This is a genomic window from Oceanobacillus caeni, from assembly GCF_042678465.1.
GTDB classification, from domain to species: Bacteria; Bacillota; Bacilli; order Bacillales; family Amphibacillaceae; genus Oceanobacillus; species Oceanobacillus caeni.
In genome coordinates, this window is the sequence record NZ_JBHTKV010000001.1 from 166,398 (window position 1) to 182,405 (window position 16,008).

Sequence of the window (16,008 nt, forward strand, 5' to 3'; positions counted from 1 at the left end):
AAAGAGAAGAAAAAAGCTTATCTACACGACAAGCTTTTTTATGATAATTTATTTTTTTTCTGCTAACCAATTTGCCAAGTTATCTAAATCATCACCTGTAACTTGTTTCTGTGGCTGCATTTGTCCTTTACCGTTTTGAACGATATCTTTAATTTCATCAGCAGAGTATTTAGATCCAACATTTGTTAAATCTGGACCAGCTCCACCAGATAAATCAGCACCATGACACATTGCACAGTTGTTCGCAAACACTTCTTCACCTGCCGCAGTGTCAACTGCTTCGCCAGCTCCGTTTGTATCCCCTTTATCTTGTTCTTCAGCAGCATTATCATTTGCAGGTGGCTCGTTGTCATTGTTATCATTGCCTGCTCCACCACAAGCTGCAAGTGTTAATACTGTACCGAAAATAATGGCTAATAACCATTTTTTCATCATGTTTTCATCCTCCTATCAATATAAAGTACTTCACTGGTTATTATACCCGTATCCATTTTTTTTAAAAGTACTCAACCATAATACTTTTCTAGAATTTTTGTTGTAATCCAGCATCACCAAGGCTTTTGGATAATTATGGCAAATTTATGAAATAATGGAAGGGGGGGGAAATGATATCCTCCTACTGAAAAAAGCTAATTCAACGGCCAATACCTTGACTTTTGAATTAACTTTTATCCTCCATTAATTTATCTGTAATCTTAAATAAGCATCAATAAATGGATCTATCTCCCCGTCCATTACTGCTTGAGTGTTTCCAATTTCTGTATTGGTTCTGTGGTCTTTTACCATAGAATATGGGTGGAATACGTAAGAGCGAATTTGGCTTCCCCAACCGATTTCTTTTTGTTCCCCACGAATCGACGCAAGTTCTTCTTGTTGTTTTTCAATTTCTAATTGATACAACTTGGATTTTAACATTTTCATCGCTGCTTCACGGTTTTTAATTTGTGATCGTTCATTTTGGCACGTAACAATTGTATTGGTAGGAATGTGTGTAATACGAACAGCTGAATCGGTCGTATTAACATGCTGACCACCTGCACCGCTTGCACGATACGTGTCAATTTTTATTTCTTCTGGTTTAATTTCAATGTCTACATCATCATCCATTTCTGGAGTCACATCACAAGAAACGAATGAAGTATGTCTTCTTCCTGATGAATCAAATGGAGAAATACGTACCAAACGATGTACGCCTTTTTCGGTTTTCAAATATCCATAGGCATTATGTCCTTTAATGAGCAATGTTACACTTTTAACCCCAGCTTCTTCACCCGGTAAATAATCCAATGTCTCCACTTTATATCCTTTATCTTCTGCCCAACGCTGATACATTCTTAAAAGCATACTAGCCCAGTCTTGTGATTCTGTACCACCAGCACCTGGATGGAGTTCTAAGATGGCATTATTCGCATCATATGGTTCATTAAGTAAAAGTTGTAATTCAAAGTCATTAATATCATTTAAAAAAGTTGTCATTTCTTCATTTAGTTCATCAAAAAGTTCTTGATCTTTTTCTTCTTTAACTAACTCGTACGATACTTCCATATCCTCATATCGTTCTTCTATTTCCTCAAAACTGCTAATGTAGTTTTTCAAGTTATTGGATTCATTGATCACCTTTTGCGCAGCGTTTTGATCATCCCAGAAATCCGGTTCTGTCATCATTTGTTCCAACTCTTTAACTCTTTCCCTTTTCCAATCTAAGTCAAAGAGACCCCCTAAAATCTTCAATTCTTGAAGCTATTTTGTCTAATTCATGTCTAATTTCAATTAATTCCATCTCATTCACCTCTTGTTAAATTTAAGTAGGAAAGCACTCCTTTAATGGAAAAGGAGTGCTTTCTACAATTATTCATTTTTACCGTGGCAGTTTTTATACTTCTTACCACTTCCACAAGGACAAGGGTCATTACGACCAACATTAACCTTTTTCACGTATGGTTTTCTTACTTTTTTCTTTTCTTCGCTTCCACCTGAAACAGCTTGGGTATTTTTTACTACCTCTTCACGTTGGAGGTTTTCACGTATTTGAGCTTTTAGAATATATTTGACAGCTTCCTCTTCAATACTTGCTACCATATCTTCAAACATATGGAATCCTTCGAGTTGATACTCACGTAAAGGATCGTTTTGTCCGTAAGCTCGTAAATGGATACCTTGACGAAGTTGATCCATTTGGTCAATATGATCCATCCATTTTGTATCAACTGTACGTAATACAATCACTTTTTGGAACTCTTGGAATTGATCTGGTGGTAACTCTTCAGATTTTTGATTGTATTTTTCTTTCGCTTTTTCTAATAAAATTTCTGAGATTTCGTCACTTTCTTTTCCTTTTAGGTCGTTAATAGAAACATCTTCTGGATCCATTAAGTTACCATGAGCATAATCGACAATCGCTTGTAAGTCCCAATTATCTTCATCATTATCTTGAGTATGCGTAGATACAATACGGTCAATGGTAGATTTCATCATATTCTCAATAATTTCACGCATATTCTCTGTTGTATCAATTATCTCAAAACGTTGTTTATAGATAATTTCACGTTGTTCCCTTAATACGTCATCATAAGAAAGAACTTGTTTACGGGCATCAAAGTTATTACCTTCCACTCGTTTTTGTGCAGATTCCACAGCACGTGATACCATTTTACTTTCGATTGGTTGAGAGTCGTCCATTCCTAAACGTTCCATCATGCTCTTCAAATTGTCCGAACCGAAACGTCGCATTAATTCATCTTCCATAGAAAGATAAAATTGAGTCACCCCAGGATCACCTTGACGTCCAGAACGACCACGTAACTGGTTATCAATTCGGCGAGATTCATGACGTTCTGTACCAATAACAGCAAGACCGCCTAATTCCAAGACACCTTCACCTAGTTTAATATCCGTACCACGACCAGCCATATTTGTTGCAATAGTAACTGCTCCTTTTTGACCAGCATGCTCAATGATTTCCGCTTCTTTAAAGTGGTTTTTAGCATTTAAAACATCATGTTTAATTCCAGCTTTTTTCAAGTAATTCGAAATTAATTCAGATGTCTCTACCGCAACCGTACCTACTAAAACGGGCTGTCCTTCTTTATGTCTTGCCTTAATGTCCTCAACCACAGCACGGAATTTTCCATCCATTGATTTATAAATAAGGTCCGGTCTGTCATCACGGATAATAGGTTTATTCGTTGGTATCGCAATTACATCCATGTTATAAATATTTCTAAATTCTTCTTCTTCCGTTTTCGCCGTACCAGTCATCCCCGCTAGTTTATTATACATTCGGAAGAAATTCTGGAAAGTGATAGAAGCTAGTGTCATACTTTCATTTTGGATTTGTAAGCCTTCTTTTGCTTCAATCGCTTGGTGCAATCCATCACTATAACGACGACCTTTCATTAATCGGCCAGTAAAGGAATCAATAATGACTACTTCCCCTTCTTGCACCATATAATCCACATCACGATGCATGGAAACATGTGCCTTTAAAGCCTGATTAATGTGGTGAATTAGAGAAACATTTTTTAAATCAAATAAATTCTCAATATGGAAGAATCCCTCAGCTTTATTAATACCCTCTTCCGTTAATTGAACACCTTTTGTCTTCTCATCATACGTATAGTCGTCCTCTTTGAGAGTAACGACAAAGCTATTAGCTTGTTGGTATAAAGTTGCTGACTTTTTAGCCGAACCTGAAATAATTAATGGTGTTCTTGCTTCATCGATTAAAATGGAGTCGACCTCATCGATTATGGCAAAATTAAGTTTCCGTTGAACCATTTGATTTTTATAAAGCACCATATTATCACGTAGGTAATCAAATCCAAATTCGTTATTTGTACCATACGTAATATCACATTCATATGCTTCACGTTTTTCCTCTTTAGATAACCCGTTTGTATTTAATCCAACAGTTAAGCCGAGAAATTCAAAAAGCTCTCCCATTTGTTTCGAGTCACGATCAGCTAAATAATCGTTCACTGTAATAATATGGACACCTTTACCTTCCAGTGCATTTAAATACGCTGGCAAAGTAGAGGCAAGTGTTTTACCTTCCCCTGTTTTCATTTCCGCAATATTACCTTCATGGATGGCTATACCACCAATTAATTGCACAGGAAACGGCCGCATGTTTAATACTCGTTTAGCTGCCTCTCGAACAACAGCGAAAGCCTCCACAAGCAAATCATCCAAGCTTTCGCCATTTTGAAAACGTTCCTTAAATTCCGTCGTTTTTTCTTTTAGTTCATCATCTGATAATTTTTCAATTTGGGGTTCTAGAGCTTCTATTTGATCAACTTTTTTTTGAATTCGATTCAGTTGTTTTTTATTTCCATCACCAAAAATTTTTGTGAGAAATCCTGCCATATATATACGCTCCCTTAGAAAACTCAGCATTCGACAGATCTTTAGTCGAATGCCTTAGTTGCACTTATGCAAATTTTTACGGTGGGGCGAGTAATCGGAACCCCAGGAGGAAAAATTTCCCCATCCGTAGATAAAATCATACTACATCTATTGATTAATAATAACATTTTAGGCTGACCAATGACAACTTTGTGCACATGGAATGAATTGGACAGAAAAATTAAGAAAGAGAGTAATCCGGGGATAGATTACTCTCTTAAGAGGTCATATTTCGCGGAATTTATGGAGAAAATAGGGGAAACTTTCGGGGGAGTTATTTGATAAGTAGTCTCCTTGCTGCAGTATTATTCTGGTTCATTGTTAATTCCGTCATTTTTTTATTAGTGGCAGCCACAATTTTAAGTAATTGGCTGATTGTTTGTTCATGCTGGTGAACCTTCTTTTGTAACTCAAGTAAAACTAATTTATCACGCTCATTCACATCACCACCTCCTAGTTCCGTTGACTTATTTTTACCACATATAGTATCTAAAGTACTAATTGAAGAAATGCAGTTTTGGCTCGATAAAATAAGCATTTTTCTTCAATATTTTCTATAAATTTGCATGATTTTTAAAAACGGAACCCAACGATTAACCATTTTTAAATTTCAGTTAACCATTCGACATTTTTCGCCACGCATATTAAAAACCGTAACATGCTTAAAAAGTAAAAAATCAGTCCAATTTATATGTGCAAATTGGACTGATAAACTTCAATTAAATCTTACTATCACTTTTTTTATCCCTTATTTTAATTAAATAATGTGCATTAATTAGGGATGCGATGGGAATGACCAGAGCTATCCCAATCCCAGCACAAAAAATCGTAATCATCTCAGCACTAAATATTTTTGAATTAACAATATCACCAAAGGAGTAGGATAAATCCTTATACCAAATAAGTAAAGCCATATAACCACCGATAAAAGCGAAAAATAATGTGTTGGTATTGGAACCCAAAATATCCTTCCCAATAGATAATCCAGATGTGAACAATTCCTTTTTCTTAATGGACGGATGTTGGTTAAAAATTTCTTGCATAGGAGATGTTATAGAAATGGCTATATCTGTAACGGCGCCAATGGTACTCATAATAATCACCGCAGCAGAAATTTTAACAAAATCTAACCCAGGATAAAGAGAGAAGATGACACTAATTTCATCCATTTCTTCTTCCCCAAAGCCTTGAATCATGGCCTTCTTTGTTACGATATAAATAAAGAATAATAAAATAGTCACCGTAATAAGGGTAGAAATAAAGGCTGTTACTGTTTTACTATTTACTTCATTAATATAAAAAAGATTGATACAACTTATTACCGTACAAGCAATTAAAGTGATAATAATTGGATCAGCATTTGCATCCATCATAAAAAACACAGATACTAGGATAACCCCAAAATTTAAAAATAAAGAAACAAAAGATCGTGCTCCTTTTTTTCCACCAATCCATATCATCAATGCAAATAAAATAATCACCAATAATACTAGTACATTCATGAATTTTCCCTCTTTCGCTTAATAAAGAAAATAGATGTATATAGGCCTATTGGAATGGTTAAAACAATTCCAATGCCACCAGCTAGAGCACGGGCCAGCTCCAATGAAAGATTGATAGAAAGAGTAAAACCTAGTGGCGAATAATTTTTTAAATATAAAATAAGCATTGGAATGGATCCACTTATATAGGCAAAAAATAAAATATTGGTCATCGTCCCCATAATATCTTTTCCAATTTCCATTCCAGATGCCTTAAGTGCTTTAACCGATATATCGTTGTTTTTGTTATATAATTCAAACGTAGCAGACGATAGTGAAATGGCAACATCCATTACGGCTCCTAAAGAACCAATAAATAACCCTGCTAAAAATATTAGTCGATATGGTCTTGTCAAATATTGCATTTCTTCATAGTAAAGCCCATTCTCAGAAGCTATCCAGATAGCAAAATACGTAATTAAAAGGGAGCTAAATGTTCCTAATAAAGTCGCAATAATAGCTGTATACGTTTTTTCATTAAATCCATTAACAAGTAGCAAAGAAATAATGGTGAATAAAATAACCGTTATCCCGCATATCCATAATAAATTCAAATCCGTCCTTACATAAATATCCAATGCATAGGACAATAAAAGGATATTCACCGCTAAACTGATACTGGCAAATAGCCCTTGTTTTTTCCCAACGATAAGTAAAGTAAAGATAAAAATCCATGCCACAATTACAATATATTTATCACGTTTTACATCTGTAATGTTTCCAGTTAATTGCGGGTTTTCTATTGTATTTTTTTCAAATGAAACAAATACCTCATTACCTTTCTGATAAGGTTGATCATTGGCTCTAGACAGTGAATACTTATTTGTTAAATGGATAAGCTGTCCTTTTTCCTCACCATTTTTTATTTCAGCTATAATTTGCTGGGTAAAGATCCGATCATTGTTATCATGTATATCCGTTATATCAGTTGAATCTTCTAGGTCTGTTTGGATGACTTTTGCTATCGGACGTTCATAAAATCCATAGTTGTGATATACGAAGATAATAGAAGTAATAAAGCAAATAAAGATGAATGTGTAAATTAATGGCTTTTTCTTAAATTTGTAAATGATAATACCCACTCCAAACCTTTAACATAAGTGTGACGTTAAAATGCAAGTCCATTCATAGTTTCCAATAATAAATAGATAACAAAACTCCGATGCGGTATTATAACAATGGATAGAATAGCAGTTATAATATTAGTGGTCAAGGGCGTTTATCTTTTAGGCAGGAAATCATCATTTGCTATGCAAGTTGACTTAATATATATTTACATCATAAAAAGGACAACCCCTTATATAAAGAGTTGTCCTTTTAAAATTATTCTATTAATCTTTCATTTTAAACAGTCGGTTCAATTAAACCGTATTTTCCATCTTTACGACGATATACCACATTGGATTCACCAGAACTGTCATTAGTGAATACAAAGAACTCATGACCTAGCATATCCATTTGTAGAATCGCTTCCTCTGGATTCATAGGTTTTAAATTAAATCGTTTGGTACGAACAATTTCAAAATCGTCGTCATCTTCCGTTTCATTATTCATTATTTGTTTTTCCATTTCGGCAAAGGCGTACTTAGGAGCTCCGTTTTGTCGAGATTTGCGATTTACTTTTGTTTTATACTTACGGATCTGTCTTTCTAGTTTATCTACTACTAAATCAATAGCAGCATATAAATCAAGTTGTTGAACCTCAGCACGTAGTAGCAAATTCGTCATAGGTATAGTTACCTCTATACGTTGCTCGTCATTATAGACACTTAAATTAACATGTACCTCGGATGTAAGCGGGGAATCGAAGTATCTTTCCAATTTACTAATTTTCTTCTCTACATATTCCCGTATTGCCCCTGTTACTTCAATATTTTCACCACGAATGTTAAATTTCATGTAAGTGTCCTCCTTTCCTTATACTTAAACTATACTATATTTCGACGTATTTTTCCTGCTTAATGGTGAAGAATCTTTAGAAAAAATTTAAATATTAATTAAATGTTTACTAATTCTTCACATATTAATGATTTATACGTTCTATATTTATTAGAATGGTTAAGAAACATTCCTGTTATTTTTTCTTATCCAAATACATACCGTCCATAACATGTACATTATGATAGGGATTTGTATAGTTCTTATTCGATTTCTTTTGTCTATTCATTTGCTTTATTTCCGTCTTTAATGTAGAAAATAATTGATCCATTAAATGTTGAACCTCTTGATTTAAAAGCACAAGTTTTTTTCCCAACAAGTCCTCTTGCTCTGAAAAAGGTGGAGTTAGTTGTTCTAGGAACGGCTCTCTTTGAAGTAATAAATTATTTAATTGTTCAATTGTCGCTTCTCTTTCATTGGAGGAAATATCTTTATCTAAAATTTGCTTCATTTCTACGGTTATATCAAAAACTGTTTGTAGTTGGTTCATATTATATTTGGGCACCTTGCTTCACGTAGTTTTGTTTCCTTGTTTCGATGAGTACTTGTTTCCATGTGTCCCTAAATTCTGTTACAAAACCTAAAACTTCTTCTAAAATAACCGGATCGTTTTTCACATTAGCTTCTTTTAATTGAAAATGCATATATTCATAGAGTGGCATGATTTGCTTCGATATCTCCGCTTTAGGATCTAAGGTAATCATTAATTCTTGAATGATATTTTGTGCCTTTTGGATGTTTGTATTTTTTGCTTCAAAATTATTACTTCCAATATCTTTCATTGCTTGTTTAATAAACTTCATACATCCATTATATAGCATGAGGGTTAATTCCCCACTAGACGCTGTATTAACAGTATTATTTTGATATGTACTGTATGCTTTATTAGTTGTCATAATTGATTACACTCCTCTTAAAGGGCTATAACTTTAAATTATTGGAAAAAGTTGTTCATTAACATTGCGGATTGATTATTCATCGTTGAAATTGCTTTTTCCATTGCTGTGAATTGGCGCCAATAGCGGGTCTCTATCTGTTGCAAGCGATTTTGGAAGTCATTCATTCTGCTATCGATATCCTTTATTCGCTTTCCTAATGTATAGTTTGATAACGTGTCTGAACTTCTTCCAGCCCGTTCATTGATCTTTGTTTTCATGGTTTCCAAACTATCATCCAGATGGTCCATGATCCCCTTCTTGTCTCCACTCCCAGCAAAAAGTTTATAAACACTATCTGGATCCTTTTGTAATGCTTCTTTCAGCTTTTCCTCATTTATTTCTATTTTTCCACCATCTAAATAGTCTTTCGTAGTAGTTATTCCGATTTGACTAATGACATTATATTCGCCACCTGTATCAACAGACTGGTACCAATTTTGACGTAAATTCGTTAAGGCTGATGTAATGATAGAATCTCCACGAAGTATTCCACTTTTTGCTTTTTCTTCCCAAAGTTCTATTTCTCTTTCCTCTAATTCCTTCTTCTGTTCCTCTGTAAGTGGTGGAAAATCACGATATTTTTCTTCCCGTTGCGTTTTATTCATTAGGTCGATTAGTTCATTGTATTTTTCAACAAACTCTTTAATATGATCTACTGTAGCATCGATATCGTTAGTTAACGTAACAGTTGCTGGAACTCCATCAGTTGTATTCTTAAATTCAAAATTAATCCCGTTTAAAGTATAGTTATTTTCCTTCGTTTCTATTTCATAGGCATCATTGTATTTAAATTTGGCATTTGTCGCATCTTTTACAACACTATCTTCCTTTATAAATAGATTTGAAAAATTATCATCAAATTCTATTTCATTTTCTTTGTCGTTTGGATTATACTTTCCTGTTCTGGTTGTTTCCATAACAAGTTGCTTTGTATTATCATCGAAAAACATTCTAATATTATTATCGTCTTCATTAATCCGTTTAATTAAATCATTTAATGTATCATCTTCGCCAATTGTATAATTTCTCTCAACAGGAATAGCTTTACCTTTTTCATCAAGCGTATAAGTTGTTAATTTAAAAGATGTTTCAACATTGGGATCCTTTAATTCATCCAATAACTTTTTATTAGGGTCTATGTCAAGTGATCCGCTTGTAATAATTGCGGAAGTAGCTAATTTCGTTACCTCTATCTTATACGTCCCTTCTGGTGCCTTAGGACTACCAGTAGCTGTTACGGCATTTTCCATCGACGAATGTACTGATTTCGTTTTAAAAGTTTTTGATAGTTGCATGTCAAATGCCATATCATCAATCTTTTGTCTCAATGTATTAATCTCGCGAAACTTGTCCCGTTGCCATTCTATTTTCGTCTTATCTTGTTCCATCTTATCGAGAGGGATTTTCTCGGCTTTCATTAAGTCATTAATGATTGATTCCGTATCCATTCCAGTGGCTAACCCACTAATTCTCATATTCATACACTCCTTATACCCTTTTATCAATCAAAAATCCCATAAAATCAGCCATATCTGCATACAAATCTAATAATTTTCTAGGTGGGATTTCTCTAATTATTTCCTTTGTTTCTGAATTCACGACAGTTACATAATACCGTTCAAGTTTTTCATGAAATTCAAATTTAATATTTCTTTGCTCTGGTATCAAAAAATCATTTAGAGCGTTTACTGTTTTTTCTACTTCCGTTTTATCTACTATAGGATCTATATTTCCTATAGGATTTACCCTATCTCCCAATGTAGTCTTATCCGACATCGTTGAAACTCTTCTACTATATGGAACTTCTAATGTTTGCGTAATTGGCATTAATTTGTCCATTACCATTTTCATTTCTCCCCATAAATGTTTGATCAACATTAATATCGGATATTTCTAACTAAATTTAAACCATTCCCTTAATTTTTATTCGAATCCTTTAATATCCTTAATACATCCAGGGAGATATTAGCCGCTTCATTGTTTTGCTCCTTAATATCCAAGTAAATTTCTTTCCGATGTATTTCCACCGATTTGGGTGCTTCAATGCCTAACTTTACTTGGTCACCCTCGATTCCAAGTACTTTGATTTCTATATCATCACCAATTTGGATAGACTCATTTTTCTTCCTTGTTAAAATAAGCATTATTTCTCCCCTTCCAAAACAAGACTTGGGTTAATCGATGCTTTAGATGGATAATCTTCATGATTTAAAATGTATTGTTTACCGAGCATTTGATTGGAATTTATCACAATAGGAGCTTTTAAATTGATGGTACTTGAGTGAAACGGGTCCTTTAACGTAACAATGGAGAGTATCACTACTTCGTTTTCACTTTTAATTTGAAGGGTTTCAATCGTATTATCGTCTAAATCAAAACTATAATCCTTATAAAGTAGAAAAGGATTGATAACGAAAAATGCAGTAAAGGTGGATTGAACCGACTGCAAAATCTGAAAAACTGGATTATCCGGTACATCTAATAGAACAAATTGTTTTTCATCAGGAAAACCTGGAATACCATTTGCAAAATAAATTTGTTTTTGCTCCTCTATTGCGATTTCACCTAAATACTTTGTTTGTAATTTCATTTTTTCTTTTCACCTCTTTAAACTGTAATGTTTATTAGAAAACTTGGCGTTCGCCTAGCTTTTGGGCGAATGCCTTAGTTGCACTTATGCAGGATAAGAAAGTTTATGCTTTCTTATCTGCCAAAATCTATTTGTAATTCCTCTTTTTGTTTTAATGATGTTTCAACTGACCCTTTTTCATAATGAATGACTGGCTTATTAGGGGAGCTTTCGATCATTGGTTTATTAACTTTTACATCAACCTGTACTTCTGCAGGTTGATAATTTAGTTTTACGGAAAATGGGGAAGGAATAAAAGTAATCCCCAATTGTTTCATCGGTTCAAACGCATTATTTACCGCCTGGGATATTAATGGGTTTTCTCCATTTTCAATCTGCATTAATTCCGCTCCCTCACTTGCACGTCTTCCAGTACCCTCCAATGATTGATTACGGCCTTCTGCGGCAAAATCTTGATTCAATTGTGTAATCGTTTTAAAATTCATTTCAGCCCATGCTTGAGACTGGTCAATATCAAGCTTTGCAGGCATTATTTGAATCGATAGTTCGGCAGGAGGCTGTTGGATGGAAAGATCTGCTTTCGGTTGTTGTATTTCTAGTGTCGCGTCTTTAATATGTAATTGAATTTGTGCATGTTGTGATTGTAAACGAATTTGGGGAAACTGCATCATAATCCTCTCCTGATTCAGAAAGTTAAATAAAGGCCCTTCCCTTTAAATGAAGGTAGGACCTTATCAATAAGTAAGAATGTATAAAAAGTTAGCTTATTAAAGCTTATCATCAGAAAGGCCACGTCCAGCTCCAGCGCCCAGCGACTAGCGAGACTTCCTTCACCTCCGTGCGATAAGTCAACATCGCCTCACTCCGTTCGTCGTGTTTCCTTTATCTCCTGCGGCTCAGTCCAGTCCGTACGTCGCTAAACGGGCGCTTGCGCTTTTGTTCTTATCTTAAAAAGTCAAGTAACGTTGGTTGAATAATTCGCGCTCCAGCTGAAAGTGCAGCACGATGTAAACTCTCTTGAGTTATTAATTCGGTAATCGTTTGGGGGTAGTCCACATCTTCATTTTCGGACATCGTTTTCGTAGCAATTGTTTCTTGTTCACTTAAACGATTTTCAACTAATTCCAAACGATTCATTCGAGCCCCTAAATCTGCTCTAGAATTAATAATTTTATCGATACCTTTATCGATTTCTTCGATACTATTATTAATTCCATCATTATCATTACTATTCAAATGATTAACAAACGTATCTAATGTCGTAACCAATCCTTCAAAAACCTCTTGACCGTTTACGCTAGCAGTTAATGACGTTCCTTTAGAAACTTCTATTTCAACTGGAACATACTCATCGAAGTTCGCACCATTATCTTTCACTAGTGGTGCTTCTGTATGGGCACCGTTAAAAATATATTTATCATTTACTTGCGTATTCGCAATTTCAACTAAATGTTCCTTTAATTGCGCCACTTCTTGCGCAATACTTTTGCGTTCATTTTCATCATACGTTCCATTACTTGCTTGAACCGCTAATTCTCTCACACGTTGCATCGCTTTGGTTGCTTTATCAAGAGCAGCATCCGAATTATCGTACCAATTATGTAATTCATTGGTATTCCGTTGATATTGCTTTACTTGAAGAACTTCAGAACGATACCCCATCCCCTTCATGGCAACGACAGGGTCATCAGAAGGTCTAGTAATCTTTTTCCCCGTACTTAACTGATTCATGTACTGATCCATTTTGGAATAGCTGTTTGATAAATTACGAAGCATATTATTCGAAATCATTCCCTGTGTAACACGCATGCATTATTCACCTACCTTCCTACTAATCCCATACGATTAATTACTTGATCGAGTAGTTCATCTGTTGCCGTCATACTTCTAGCCGCTGCATTATACGCATGTTGAAACTGAAGCATATTCGTAAGTTCTTCATCCAATGATACGGCACTAACTGACATACGTTGATTTTCCACCTGTGATTTCAAGATGGTAGTATTTTCCGTCATTCTTTTTGCATGTTCAGCTATTACCCCAAGATCACCAATGACAGATTCATAGAAATCCATCATCGAAGAATCATCTAAATCTGTTAACGGTTCATGCAATAAATCAGCTAAATCCAACGCATTTTGCCCGTTACCTGATTCACTTCCAGCATTAATTTTTGTCGGATCCTCTAAAACAACTTTTATGGCCCCTGCTGCACCATTTTGATCGGTAATGTTGCCATCAAAGCTGAAAAAATCATCCCCATGTAGATTATTAAATGCTTCAACAAATTCAAAAGCCATCGCATCTAGTTTGGAAAGAAAGACTGGGTAATCTCCTTCTACTGTTTGTCCATCTAATGTATAGCCTTGTGATTCAATCAGTCCACTTAGAGAACCTTTTGAAGATAGAAGCTGATCCATAGAAAGGGTCATGTCTCCAACTTTTATTTGTGAGACTACATCCAATTTATTTACTTCGGAATAAATACCTGTTTCCGAAAAGGTATTTACGGTATCCGTTTTCCCATCAATTAAAGTCGCAATCTCATTTCCCGTGTCATCAACAATGGATACAGTTGCTACCCCATCTCCATTATTTTGTTTATCATACGTCACTTCGATCGGAATAATTTTGGATAGTTTATCTAATAATACGTCTCGTTTATCATATAAATCATTAGCAGCATATCCGTGCGTTTCCAAATTTCTTACTTCTTGGTTAATTTTATTGACTTCCTCAAGCATGGTATTTGCATCTTTTAAGGTAACTTCGAGTTGATTTTTTAAATCACCACGAATTTTATTTAAAGAATCGGAAAGATAATTAAATGTACCTGCAAGTGATTTTCCACGCTGAAGAACAACGGACCTTGCACCAGCATTTTCCGGATTAACCGCTAAATCTTGTAAAGACTGCCAAAATTGATTCATTGACGCTGACAATCCTGTATCAGACGGCTCATTTAACATATTTTCCATCCGTGCTAGTGCTTCATTCCTTGTTTCATAATAACCAAATTTGCTGTTTTCTCCACGGAATTGCACGTCTAAAAATTGGTTTCTTACTCGTTGAATGGAACCCGCCTTTACACCTGTACCAATTTGTCCGGGTAATTCTTGACGATTTCTGGATGCGTTAGGGGATGGCTTATTTGTTTCAAAGTTAACACGTTGTCTCGTGTACCCTTCCGTATTGGCATTTGCAATATTATGCCCGGTTGTATGAAGTGCAGATTGTTGTGTAAATATGGCTTGTTTCGCCATTTCTAATCCACGAAATGTACTCATTGTCTTCTCCTCTTTACCTCGTGTTATACTTGTGAATCAAAAATCGATCGATTATATGATTTCTTTTCCTGTTTTTGTTTTCCGTAATTCAAATTGGAAATAGACGGATTTAATAAATCTAAAGATAGTTGCACAAATTCCAATGATTGATTGATTAATGTTTGATTTAATGATTCTTGTTGTTTTAATTTCATTATATAATTAGTTAATTGTTCCGATACGTTAGTAATCTCTACTTTTTCCGTTTCATTTTCAAGATGTTCCAATATCGTTGTGATCGTTGCATCCTTTGTTGGAAGTCCTTGTGCAGTCAACCATTCTTCCACTTCTTGCTGCCTTTTTCCTTCCATTTGTTCTAAGAGACGGATTTGCTTCCGTTCTTTCACTAACAATTGTTGCAACTTATCTATCGTACCTGCTTTTACTAATTCTGTTTTTTGTTCAGAGATAGCAAGTAATCCTTTATGAATTTCTAGTAGTTTACCTAACGATTGAATGATAGGTTTTACGGACATAATAAGTCCTCCTTTTACATATAACCCTTACTTATTTGACCAAAATTCAATCATTTTTTTTGCTACTTTTTCAGAATCCACCTTATATTCACCAGATTGAACTAAATTCTTGATTGATTGAACATATTCCGCCCGTTTTTCATTTGGTCTTTCACTTTCTTGTAATTGTTTCGCTTCTTTCGATATTTCAATTTGATCTTGTTTATTGATTTCTCGTTTAACTTCCGCTTGTTTCTTTACAATATTTTTATAGGGGTTAAAATTTGGCTGATTCGAACCATTTATTCTCAAAATTCTTCACCCTTTCTCCCATAAACTTCTCTACTTTATATTATCGGCACATTTCAATAAAAATAAAGACTTATTTTCTATTTTGCTTATCCATTGTATAATACGTATTCGCAACAGAATTCATCTTTTTGTTCCTTTCTACTTTCCTTTCCAGTTCTTCTTCTCTTTTTAAATCTTTTACAATGGATTCTTGGCAATCCTTGCAGAGCTTACCTGACGTTATACCGATTCCACAAATTTCACATGGATAAGATAAATTGGGAAACTTTGATAATAATAAACGTTTTTCTCTTATAAATTTTGTGATATAGCTTTCTTGTACTCCTGTAGCATTTATTATATCAATCATTGTGGCCTTACGATTTTTCTGATCACGTAAAAATGTATTTACCGTTTGAAAAGCTTTCTCTTCTTCATGATAACAATCTTGACAAATATCCCGGAGTGCCTTGACAAAGATGGCTCCACAGCGGGAACAATTAGCTAATTCTGCCATCTTATACC

The 16,008-nt window shown here is 34.6% G+C and carries 19 protein-coding genes; all 19 read right to left on the reverse strand.

Annotation, left to right across the window (positions count from 1 at the left end; translation table 11 throughout):
* Window positions 1-48: 48 nt before the first annotated feature.
* The 19 genes from cccB to ACFQ18_RS00920 all read right to left on the reverse strand — a co-directional run bounded on the left by cccB (window position 49) and on the right by ACFQ18_RS00920 (window position 16,000).
* Window positions 49-432: a cytochrome c551 gene (gene cccB, locus ACFQ18_RS00830; RefSeq protein WP_047184908.1), complete on the reverse strand. Its 384-nt coding sequence runs from the start codon at window positions 430-432 to the stop codon at window positions 49-51.
* Between the two features lie 246 nt (window positions 433-678).
* Window positions 679-1,780, reverse strand: a protein-coding gene (gene prfB, locus ACFQ18_RS00835; protein ID WP_111014427.1) for a peptide chain release factor 2 whose coding sequence is annotated in 2 segments (ribosomal slippage) — window positions 679-1,707 and window positions 1,709-1,780 — 1,101 coding nt in all. Because the reading frame shifts where the segments join, the coding sequence is not laid out codon by codon here.
* A 68-nt stretch (window positions 1,781-1,848) separates the two neighbouring features.
* Entirely contained in the window at window positions 1,849-4,365 is a 2,517-nt protein-coding gene (gene secA, locus ACFQ18_RS00840; protein ID WP_060668032.1) for a preprotein translocase subunit SecA, read from the reverse strand.
* Between the two features lie 313 nt (window positions 4,366-4,678).
* A complete protein-coding gene (locus tag ACFQ18_RS00845) occupies window positions 4,679-4,846 on the reverse strand; it encodes a hypothetical protein (RefSeq protein WP_157851570.1) in 168 nt (55 codons plus the stop codon).
* Between the two features lie 277 nt (window positions 4,847-5,123).
* A complete protein-coding gene (locus ACFQ18_RS00850) occupies window positions 5,124-5,906 on the reverse strand; it encodes a YibE/F family protein (RefSeq protein ID WP_204797643.1) in 783 nt (260 codons plus the stop codon).
* On the reverse strand, window positions 5,903-7,027 hold the full coding sequence (locus ACFQ18_RS00855; RefSeq protein ID WP_047184744.1) for a YibE/F family protein: 1,125 nt from the start codon (window positions 7,025-7,027) through the stop codon (window positions 5,903-5,905). The genes ACFQ18_RS00850 and ACFQ18_RS00855 overlap by 4 nt, the downstream gene beginning before the upstream one ends.
* 262 nt (window positions 7,028-7,289) lie before the next feature.
* Complete coding sequence (gene hpf / locus ACFQ18_RS00860; RefSeq protein WP_047184745.1) at window positions 7,290-7,844, reverse strand: ribosome hibernation-promoting factor, HPF/YfiA family; 555 nt, start codon at window positions 7,842-7,844, stop codon at window positions 7,290-7,292.
* A gap of 175 nt (window positions 7,845-8,019) precedes the next feature.
* Window positions 8,020-8,373 (reverse strand): flagellar protein FliT, encoded by a 354-nt coding sequence (locus ACFQ18_RS00865; RefSeq protein ID WP_047184746.1) that lies wholly within the window; start codon window positions 8,371-8,373, stop codon window positions 8,020-8,022.
* 1 nt (window position 8,374) lies between these two features.
* Complete coding sequence (fliS, locus tag ACFQ18_RS00870; protein WP_047184747.1) at window positions 8,375-8,779, reverse strand: flagellar export chaperone FliS; 405 nt, start codon at window positions 8,777-8,779, stop codon at window positions 8,375-8,377.
* Window positions 8,780-8,817: 38 nt separating this feature from the next.
* The gene (locus tag ACFQ18_RS00875) at window positions 8,818-10,296 is read right to left on the reverse strand and encodes a flagellar hook-associated protein 2 (RefSeq protein ID WP_052771679.1); all 1,479 of its coding nucleotides are present in this window, start codon (window positions 10,294-10,296) and stop codon (window positions 8,818-8,820) included.
* Window positions 10,297-10,309: 13 nt separating this feature from the next.
* Window positions 10,310-10,666, reverse strand: a complete 357-nt coding sequence (gene flaG / locus ACFQ18_RS00880) for a flagellar protein FlaG (protein WP_047184749.1) — start codon at window positions 10,664-10,666, stop codon at window positions 10,310-10,312.
* 71 nt (window positions 10,667-10,737) lie between these two features.
* A complete protein-coding gene (gene csrA, locus ACFQ18_RS00885) occupies window positions 10,738-10,965 on the reverse strand; it encodes a carbon storage regulator CsrA (RefSeq protein WP_047184750.1) in 228 nt (75 codons plus the stop codon).
* The gene (fliW, locus tag ACFQ18_RS00890; RefSeq protein ID WP_047184751.1) at window positions 10,965-11,411 is read right to left on the reverse strand and encodes a flagellar assembly protein FliW; all 447 of its coding nucleotides are present in this window, start codon (window positions 11,409-11,411) and stop codon (window positions 10,965-10,967) included. Before fliW ends, csrA begins: the two co-directional genes overlap by 1 nt.
* Window positions 11,412-11,524: 113 nt before the next feature.
* Complete coding sequence (locus tag ACFQ18_RS00895; protein ID WP_047184752.1) at window positions 11,525-12,079, reverse strand: DUF6470 family protein; 555 nt, start codon at window positions 12,077-12,079, stop codon at window positions 11,525-11,527.
* Window positions 12,080-12,353: 274 nt separating this feature from the next.
* Window positions 12,354-13,220 (reverse strand): flagellar hook-associated protein FlgL, encoded by an 867-nt coding sequence (flgL, locus tag ACFQ18_RS00900; RefSeq protein WP_047184753.1) that lies wholly within the window; start codon window positions 13,218-13,220, stop codon window positions 12,354-12,356.
* A gap of 11 nt (window positions 13,221-13,231) precedes the next feature.
* Window positions 13,232-14,698, reverse strand: a complete 1,467-nt coding sequence (flgK, locus tag ACFQ18_RS00905) for a flagellar hook-associated protein FlgK (RefSeq protein ID WP_047184754.1) — start codon at window positions 14,696-14,698, stop codon at window positions 13,232-13,234.
* A gap of 23 nt (window positions 14,699-14,721) precedes the next feature.
* Window positions 14,722-15,213: a flagellar protein FlgN gene (locus ACFQ18_RS00910; RefSeq protein ID WP_047184755.1), complete on the reverse strand. Its 492-nt coding sequence runs from the start codon at window positions 15,211-15,213 to the stop codon at window positions 14,722-14,724.
* 27 nt (window positions 15,214-15,240) lie between these two features.
* Window positions 15,241-15,504 (reverse strand): flagellar biosynthesis anti-sigma factor FlgM, encoded by a 264-nt coding sequence (gene flgM, locus ACFQ18_RS00915; RefSeq protein ID WP_047184756.1) that lies wholly within the window; start codon window positions 15,502-15,504, stop codon window positions 15,241-15,243.
* A gap of 70 nt (window positions 15,505-15,574) precedes the next feature.
* Window positions 15,575-16,000, reverse strand: a complete 426-nt coding sequence (locus tag ACFQ18_RS00920) for a TIGR03826 family flagellar region protein (RefSeq protein WP_047184757.1) — start codon at window positions 15,998-16,000, stop codon at window positions 15,575-15,577.
* Window positions 16,001-16,008: the final 8 nt, after the last annotated feature.

What these genes read in the sequence shown, in the direction of transcription:
- cccB (WP_047184908.1), bottom strand. Translation starts at nt 432, where the DNA reads ATGAAAAAATGGTTATTAGCCATTATTTTCGGTACAGTATTAACACTT.
- secA (WP_060668032.1), bottom strand. Translation starts at nt 4,365, where the DNA reads ATGGCAGGATTTCTCACAAAAATTTTTGGTGATGGAAATAAAAAACAA.
- ACFQ18_RS00850 (WP_204797643.1), bottom strand. Translation starts at nt 5,906, where the DNA reads ATGAATGTACTAGTATTATTGGTGATTATTTTATTTGCATTGATGATA.
- hpf (WP_047184745.1), bottom strand. Translation starts at nt 7,844, where the DNA reads ATGAAATTTAACATTCGTGGTGAAAATATTGAAGTAACAGGGGCAATA.
- ACFQ18_RS00865 (WP_047184746.1), bottom strand. Translation starts at nt 8,373, where the DNA reads ATGAACCAACTACAAACAGTTTTTGATATAACCGTAGAAATGAAGCAA.
- fliS (WP_047184747.1), bottom strand. Translation starts at nt 8,779, where the DNA reads ATGACAACTAATAAAGCATACAGTACATATCAAAATAATACTGTTAAT.
- ACFQ18_RS00875 (WP_052771679.1), bottom strand. Translation starts at nt 10,296, where the DNA reads ATGAGAATTAGTGGGTTAGCCACTGGAATGGATACGGAATCAATCATT.
- flaG (WP_047184749.1), bottom strand. Translation starts at nt 10,666, where the DNA reads ATGGTAATGGACAAATTAATGCCAATTACGCAAACATTAGAAGTTCCA.
- csrA (WP_047184750.1), bottom strand. Translation starts at nt 10,965, where the DNA reads ATGCTTATTTTAACAAGGAAGAAAAATGAGTCTATCCAAATTGGTGAT.
- fliW (WP_047184751.1), bottom strand. Translation starts at nt 11,411, where the DNA reads ATGAAATTACAAACAAAGTATTTAGGTGAAATCGCAATAGAGGAGCAA.
- ACFQ18_RS00895 (WP_047184752.1), bottom strand. Translation starts at nt 12,079, where the DNA reads ATGCAGTTTCCCCAAATTCGTTTACAATCACAACATGCACAAATTCAA.
- flgL (WP_047184753.1), bottom strand. Translation starts at nt 13,220, where the DNA reads ATGCGTGTTACACAGGGAATGATTTCGAATAATATGCTTCGTAATTTA.
- flgK (WP_047184754.1), bottom strand. Translation starts at nt 14,698, where the DNA reads ATGAGTACATTTCGTGGATTAGAAATGGCGAAACAAGCCATATTTACA.
- ACFQ18_RS00910 (WP_047184755.1), bottom strand. Translation starts at nt 15,213, where the DNA reads ATGTCCGTAAAACCTATCATTCAATCGTTAGGTAAACTACTAGAAATT.
- ACFQ18_RS00920 (WP_047184757.1), bottom strand. Translation starts at nt 16,000, where the DNA reads ATGGCAGAATTAGCTAATTGTTCCCGCTGTGGAGCCATCTTTGTCAAG.